The sequence below is a fragment of the Actinoplanes sp. NPDC051633 genome (assembly GCF_040681735.1).
GTDB lineage: Bacteria > Actinomycetota > Actinomycetes > Mycobacteriales > Micromonosporaceae > Actinoplanes.
The window spans coordinates 1-6,924 of sequence record NZ_JBFAZH010000340.1 but is presented as its reverse complement, the minus strand read 5'-3'; the positions used below and the strand labels follow the sequence as shown (position 1 = coordinate 6,924).

The 6,924-nt window shown below is 70.0% G+C and carries 7 protein-coding genes; 5 read left to right on the top strand and 2 right to left on the bottom strand.

The genetic code is table 11. From position 1 onward, the window contains the following. Positions 1–96: 96 nt before the first annotated feature. From AB0M20_RS19825 to AB0M20_RS19810, 4 genes are read left to right on the top strand one after another with little or no spacing between them, the layout of a single operon-like run. Positions 97–1,110: an ABC transporter ATP-binding protein gene (locus AB0M20_RS19825; RefSeq protein WP_364300081.1), complete on the top strand. Its 1,014-nt coding sequence runs from the start codon at positions 97–99 to the stop codon at positions 1,108–1,110. After that, entirely contained in the window at positions 1,103–2,293 is a 1,191-nt protein-coding gene (locus AB0M20_RS19820) for an ABC transporter substrate-binding protein (RefSeq protein ID WP_364300079.1), read from the top strand. The genes AB0M20_RS19825 and AB0M20_RS19820 overlap by 8 nt, the downstream gene beginning before the upstream one ends. After that, on the top strand, positions 2,242–3,165 hold the full coding sequence (locus AB0M20_RS19815; RefSeq protein WP_364300077.1) for an ABC transporter permease: 924 nt from the start codon (positions 2,242–2,244) through the stop codon (positions 3,163–3,165). Before AB0M20_RS19820 ends, AB0M20_RS19815 begins: the two co-directional genes overlap by 52 nt. After that, positions 3,165–3,968, top strand: coding sequence for an ABC transporter permease (locus tag AB0M20_RS19810; RefSeq protein ID WP_364300075.1), 804 nt, complete (start codon positions 3,165–3,167; stop codon positions 3,966–3,968). Before AB0M20_RS19815 ends, AB0M20_RS19810 begins: the two co-directional genes overlap by 1 nt. A gap of 84 nt (positions 3,969–4,052) precedes the next feature. Here the strand turns inward: AB0M20_RS19810 and AB0M20_RS19805 are convergent, their stop codons facing one another. Then, a complete protein-coding gene (locus AB0M20_RS19805; protein WP_364300073.1) occupies positions 4,053–4,469 on the bottom strand; it encodes a MerR family transcriptional regulator in 417 nt (138 codons plus the stop codon). A 55-nt stretch (positions 4,470–4,524) separates the two neighbouring features. On the opposite strand from AB0M20_RS19805, the gene AB0M20_RS19800 reads away from it, so the two are divergent. Further along, on the top strand, positions 4,525–5,286 hold the full coding sequence (locus AB0M20_RS19800) for a methyltransferase domain-containing protein (protein ID WP_364300071.1): 762 nt from the start codon (positions 4,525–4,527) through the stop codon (positions 5,284–5,286). 63 nt (positions 5,287–5,349) lie between these two features. On the opposite strand, the gene AB0M20_RS19795 is transcribed toward AB0M20_RS19800, so the two are convergent. Then, positions 5,350–6,924: MMPL family transporter (locus AB0M20_RS19795; protein WP_364300068.1), on the bottom strand; the 1,575-nt coding region annotated here is incomplete at its 5' end.

The window sequence follows — 6,924 nt, the reverse complement described above, 5'->3', positions numbered from 1 at the left end:
TGTGCCACAAGCCACCCATTCACCAGCACCGTTGCATTGATCACCTGAATCTAAGCGTGCTTGTTTATAGAACTATGAAGCCATAGGTTTTCGCTCGTGGACACAGTCTCCGCCATCCGGCTCACCGGCCTGCGCAAGACCTTCGGTTCCACGGTCGCCGTGGACGGCATCGACCTGTCCATCGCCGACGGCGAGTTCTTCGCCATGCTGGGCCCGTCCGGGTCGGGCAAGACCACCGTGCTGCGGATGATCGCCGGCTTCGAGAGGCCGACCGCGGGCAGGGTCGAGCTGGCCGGCGCCGACGTGACCCGGGCGGTGCCGTTCGAGCGGGACGTGACGACGGTCTTCCAGGACTATGCGCTGTTCCCGCACCTGTCGGTCCGGGACAACGTCGAGTACGGCCTGGCTGTCCGCGGCGTGAAACGGGCCGAACGCCGCAAGCGGGCCGACGAGGCCCTCGCCTCGGTGCGGATGGACGGTTTCGCCGAGCGGCGCCCGACCCAGCTCTCCGGCGGCCAGCGCCAGCGGGTCGCGCTCGCCCGGGCCCTGGTCGTGAAACCGCGTGTGCTGCTGCTCGACGAGCCGCTCGGCGCCCTCGACCTCAAGCTGCGCGAGCAGATGCAGGTCGAGCTCAAGCAGCTGCAGCGCGACGCCGGGATCACCTTCGTCTTCGTGACGCACGACCAGGAGGAAGCGCTCACGATGAGCGACCGGATCGCGGTGTTCCACCACGGCCGGATCGCCCAGACCGGCACGCCCGCCGAGATCTACCAGCAACCGCAGACCGAGTTCGTGGCCGGCTTCGTCGGCACCTCGACCGTGCTCACCGGCCACGCGGCCCGGGAGTTGCTCGGCCGGGACGGCAGATTCATGGTGCGGCCGGAACGGATCCGGCTCAGCACGGAGCCGGGCCGTCCGTCCGGCACCATCGCCGAGGTGGTCTACCTCGGCGCGACCACCCGCTACCTCATCGACCTCGACACCGGCGCTCGGGTGACCGCAAGTGAACCCAACACGTCGGGCAACGCCGCACACCGCCGCGGGGAGCGTGTGCTCGTCAGCATCAGCCCGAACGACGTCGTTCCCCTGGAAGGATCCTCCGATGCGTAAACTCCTCGCGCTCTGCGGCGTCGCTCTTCTCGCGGCCTGCGGCACGACATCCGAGTCCGGCTCGGAAAGCCCGAGCAGCCAAGGCGGCTTCACCGCCCCCAAGATCGACATGCTCCAGCAGCTCGGCCAGGGCGAGGGCTCGGTGTCCATTCTCGCCTGGCCCGGGTACGCCGAGGACGGCAGCAACGACCCGAAGGTCGACTGGGTCTCCTCCTACGAGAAGGCGACCGGCTGCCAGGCGACGGTCAAGACGTTCGGCACCTCGGACGAGGCCGTCACCCTGATGAAGACCGGCGAGTACGACGTCATCTCCGCCTCCGGCGACGCCTCGCTGCGGCTGATCGCGGCCGGTGACGTGGCGCCGGTCAACACCTCGCTGGTGCAGAACTACCCCGACGTGACGGGCTTCCTGAAGGACCGGCCGTGGAACTCGGTGAACGGCCAGATGTACGGCGTCCCGCACGGCTGGGGCGCGAACCTGCTGATGTACCGCACCGACGTCGTCAACCCGGCGCCGACCTCGTGGGCCGCCGTGTTCACCGACGCCGGCAAGTACCAGGGCAAGGTCACCGCCTACGACTCGCCGATCTACATCGCCGACGCCGCGCTGTTCCTGATGAAGACCAAGCCCGAGCTGAACATCAAGAACCCGTACGCGCTCGACGAGGCGCAGTTCAAGGCGGCCGTCGACCTGCTGAAGGCGCAGAAGCCGAACGTCAGCGAGTACTGGTCGGACTACCTCAAGGAGGTGCAGTCCTTCAAGAGCGGCAACTCGGTGATCGGCACCACCTGGCAGGTCATCGTGAACACCGCGGTGGCCGAGAAGGCGCCGGTCAAGGCGATCCTGCCGAGCGAGGGCGCGACCGGCTGGTCGGACACCTGGATGGTGTCGGCGAAGAGCAAGCGCCCGAACTGCGCGTACCAGTGGCTGAACCACATCGTCAGCCCGGAGGCCAACGCGCAGGTCGCGGAGTACTTCGGCGAGGCGCCGGCGAACGCCAAGGCGTGCGCGCTGACCACCGACAAGTCGTTCTGCGAGACCTACCACGCCGACGACAAGGCCTACGCGGACCAGATCTGGTACTGGTCCACGCCGGTCGAGCAGTGCCTCGACGGCCGCACCGACGTCAAGTGCACCGACTACGCCGCCTGGACGCGGGCCTGGACGGAAATCAAGGGCTGATGGGTACGCTGCGCCGCCAGGTCTCGGCCCGGCTCACCCGATCGCCGCGGAGCCGCCTCGCGCTGCTCCTCGGCGCGCCGCTGCTGTGGCTCGGGCTGGCCTACGTCGGGGCGCTGGCGGCGTTGCTGATCACCGCGCTGTGGTCGACGAACTCGTTCACCGGCGAGATCGAACGCTCGTGGACCCTCGAGAACATCCGGATCGTTCTCACCGACCCGGTCTACCGCGCGGTCACGCTGCGCACGATCGGGGTGGCCGTGCTGGTCACCCTGGTCGACGCGGCGCTGGCCCTGCCGGTGGCGTTCTTCATGGCGAAGGTGGCCGGCCCGCGCTGGCGCCCGCTGCTGGTGGCCGCGATCCTGCTGCCGCTGTGGGCGTCCTATCTGGTCAAGGCGTACGCCTGGCGCAGCATGTTCGGTGGCGGCGGGCTGATCGACTGGCTGGGCTCCCCGTTCGGCGTCACCTCCCCCGGGTACGGGCTCACCGCGACCGTGTGCACGCTGGCGTACCTCTGGTTCCCGTACATGGTCCTGCCGATCTTCGCCGGCCTGGACCGCCTGCCGGGCTCGCTGCTGGAAGCGGCCGCCGACCTCGGCGCGCGGCCCTGGCGCGTGCTGCGCACCGTGGTGCTGCCGATGGTCTTCCCGGCCGTCGTGGCCGGCTCGATCTTCACCTTCTCGCTGACCCTGGGCGACTACGTGGCGGTGGAGATCGTCGGCGGCACCAAGCAGTTCCTCGGCAACCTGGTCTACGACAACATCGGCGCGGCGAACAACCAGCCCCTGGCCGCGGCGGTCGGCCTCGTCCCGGTGGTGGTGATGATCGTGTACCTGTTCCTGTCCCGCAGGGCCGGCGCTCTGGAGCACCTCTGATGTTCCTCACCCGGGGCATGCGGATCGGCCTGCGCATCGTGATGGGCGTCGTGCTGGCGATCCTCTACGTGCCGCTGCTGGTCGTACTCATCAACTCGGTCAACGCCGACCGCGCCTTCGGCTGGCCGCCCTCGGGTTTCACGTGGGAGTGGTGGTCGCGGGCCCTGCACAACGCGGGCGCGCTGAGCGCGCTGCGCACCTCGGTGGTGGTCGGCCTGCTCGCGACGGCGCTGGCCCTGATCCTGGGTACGCTCGCCGCGATGGCGTTGCAGCGCTACCGCTTCTTCGGCCGCGACGCGGTGTCCCTGCTGATCATCCTGCCGATCGCGCTGCCCGGCATCGTCACCGGCATCGCCCTGAACAACGCGTTCCGCACCGTGCTGGGCGTGCCGCTGTCGATGTGGACGCTCGTGGTCGCGCACGCCACGTTCTGCATCGTGGTGGTCTTCAACAACGTCATCGCGCGGCTGCGGCGGATGGGCGGCGACCTCGAGGAGGCGTCGATGGACCTGGGCGCCGACGGCTTCACGACGTTCCGGCGGGTGACGCTGCCGCTGATGCGCACGGCGTTGCTGGCGGGCGGGCTGCTGGCTTTCGCGCTGAGCTTCGACGAGATCATCGTGACCCGCTTCACGGCCGGCCAGAACACCACGACGCTGCCGATCTGGATCCTGGACAACCTGTTCCGGCCCAACCAGGCGCCGGTGGTCAACGTGGTGGCGACGGTCCTGGTCCTGCTGTCGATCGTCCCGATCTACGTGGCCCAGCGCCTGTCCGGCGACCCGTCCGGCGGCCGCGTCTAGGTGCAGGGCCCCAGAACGTTGTGGAGGCCAGAGGCCGTCCGAGCACGTCCACCATCACGGGGTCGCCGGTCAGCCGGCACCCACTCAAGGGTGGGCGAGGGCTTCGACCAGGGGGACGCCGTCAAGTCGGGCGAGGATCATCGACTGAAAACGGCCGCAGGTCCGGTGGTCGTCGTGGCGGCAGCGCAGGCCGTGTTCCAGGAGGGTCTGGGAGAGGGTCAGGCGGGCGATGCGTTCCCGGACCTGGGTCAGCTGGGTACGCAGGATGGCGCGGCGGGCGTCGGGAGAGGGGGCGGTGAACAGGTCGCGGATCTCGTCGAGGCTGAAGCCGGCGTCCTTGCAGATTTGGATCTCGGCGACCCGGGCCAGGTCGGCCTCGGTGTAGACGCGGCGGGAAGCCACGCGGCGAGCGGGGGCCAGCAGGCCCACATGCTCCCAGTGGCGCAACACGTGAGCAGCTACCCCGCAACGGGCCGCCAGCTCGCCGATCGCGTACTCCATCAGGTACCTCCGCGGCGGTTGACTTCAGGTCAACCTTAAGTCGCACAGTGGCGCAATGACCAAGACGCACAGTGCCCACACCGATACCGCAACCCTGGTCCGGATACTCGACGCGGCCGAGAACATGCCCGGTGCGGTCGCGCTACGCGAGCGCGGCTACCAGTTGCTGAACCTCAAGCCGCACGCGACGGTTGTCGATGTGGGCTGTGGGACCGGGCGCGCGGTGGCCGAACTCGCGCAGCGCGGGGCCACAGCGATCGGGGTGGACCTCGACCCGGCCATGCTGACCGCGGCCCGCGAGCGGTTTCCCGGTACCGATATACGCGCCGCCGACGCCACTGACCTGCCGTTGATGGACGGCGAGGCCCACGGCTACCGGGCCGACAAGGTATTCCACATCCTGCCCGACCCGGACGCGGCAATGGCCGAGGCGAAACGGGTGCTGGCCCCGGGCGGGCGGATCGTGCTGGCCGGGCAGGATTGGGACACCCTGGTCGTCGATTCCGACTTCGGCGAACTCACCCGGCGCATCATCACGGCGCGGGCCGACACGATCCCGCACCCGCGTATCGCCCGCACCTACCGCAACCTGTTGCTCGACAATGGCTTCACCGACGTCACGTTCGAGGTGCACACCGCGATCCTCACCGACGCCTCGACCCGACTGCTGCTGGCCCAGCACGCGATCGCAGCCCGCGACACCGACGCGATCACCGCAGCCGAAGCCGAGCAGTGGATCGCCGAGCAAGACCATCGGGCCGCAACGGGCCGACTCATGCTGGCGGTCCCGATGTTCCTGGCCGCCGGAACCCGCTGACACGGCAGCCCGCGCGCCCACGTGGACGCTCCTACCGCCGGGTTCAGGTGCGGGCCTCGATGGTCAGGCCGGAGCGCGGCCCGGCCGCCACCAGTTCCAGCGGCCGAGTAGCGACATCGTCGCCGGGAGCAGGAGACCGCGGACCACCGTGACGTCCAGCAGGACCGCGACGGCCATGCCGACGCCGATCTCCTTGACCGGGACCAGGTCGCCGAGGACGAAGCCGAGGAAGACGATGCCGATCGCGAGGGCGGCCGCTGTGACCACCGGGCCGGTGGCGGTGATCCCGGCCAGGACGGCGTGGTCGCTGGCCGCGCGGTCGGTGGCCGTCCGCCGGTCCCATTCCTCTTTGATCCGGGCCAGCAGGAAGACCTGGTAGTCCATCGAGAGGCCGAACGCGAAGACGAACAACAGCAGCGGGGTGGTCAGGTCGAGCGCGCCCCACGGCTCGAAGCCGAGCACGCCGGCGCCCCAGCCCCACTGGAAGACCGCGACCAGAACCCCCATGGTGGCCAGCAGGGTGAGCAGGTTCAGCAGGATCGCTTTGACGGGTACGACCACCGAGCGCGTCAGCGCGAACAGCAGCGCCCCGGTCGCCACCACGATGATCAGCAGAGCGACCGGCAGCCGCTGAGCCACCGATCGTTTCTCGTCGGCGAGCTCCGCGGCCGGGCCGGCCACCAGCACCGGGGAGGGCGCGTCGAGCGCCCGCACGGCGGCCACCAACTGCTGGGCCCGCTCGCCGTCCTCGGCACCGGTCGGCACCACGTCGACGACGCTGATCCCCGGCGGCAGCTCGTCGCGGACGAACACATCGGAGACGCCGGGCAGGCTCTTCATGGATTTCAACAACTGCTGCGTGCCGGGCTGCGCCGGGTCGGCCTCGACGACGACCGTCAGTGGCTGCTTCGGCGGGTCGGCGAACGTGCTTTGCACCGCCTCGTACGTCCGGCGCGCCTCGCTGGTCGCGGGCAGCGCGCGGACGTCGGAGTTGGCGAACTCCACGAAGAACAACGGCGTGCTCAACACCAGCAGGCCGACGACCACGGCCACGGCCACCGGGGCCGGCCGGCGCTGGGCGAACGCAGCCAGGCGGGCCAGCAGGCCGGGTCCTCGCCGCTTGCGCCGCCACCGGCCGGCTTCCGGGATGCGCCGATGGGCGGTCGCGATCAATGCCGGTACGAGCGTCAGCCCGGTCGCCGTGGCCAGCACGACGACCAACGCCCCACCCAGCGCCATCGCGGCCAGCAGCGGATCGCCGAAGGCGACCAACCCCACCATGGCCACGGTGACCGCCGCCCCGGACACCAGCACCGCCCGCCCAGCCGAGGCCACCGTGCGGGCGATCAGGTCGGCCGGCGGCGCGTCCGGCTCCGCGGCCCGCTCCTCCCGGAACCGGGCGATCATCAGCAGGCCGTAGTCGACCGCCAGCCCGATGCCGAGCAGGGTGACCACGTTGACCGTGTACTCGCTGACCGGCACAAGGCGGGCCACTCCGGTCAGCGCGAGCAACGTGGCGGTGACCGCCCCCACGGCGGCGGCCAGCGGAAGCAATCCGGCCACTACGCCGCCCAGCAGCAGCAGGATCATCAGGATGGCCACGCAGACCAGGGCGACGGACTCCCCGAAAGCCGCGTC

What these genes read in the sequence shown, in the direction of transcription:
- AB0M20_RS19810 (WP_364300075.1), top strand. Translation starts at nt 3,165, where the DNA reads ATGTTCCTCACCCGGGGCATGCGGATCGGCCTGCGCATCGTGATGGGC.
- AB0M20_RS19805 (WP_364300073.1), bottom strand. Translation starts at nt 4,469, where the DNA reads ATGGAGTACGCGATCGGCGAGCTGGCGGCCCGTTGCGGGGTAGCTGCT.
- AB0M20_RS19800 (WP_364300071.1), top strand. Translation starts at nt 4,525, where the DNA reads ATGACCAAGACGCACAGTGCCCACACCGATACCGCAACCCTGGTCCGG.
- AB0M20_RS19820 (WP_364300079.1), top strand. Translation starts at nt 1,103, where the DNA reads ATGCGTAAACTCCTCGCGCTCTGCGGCGTCGCTCTTCTCGCGGCCTGC.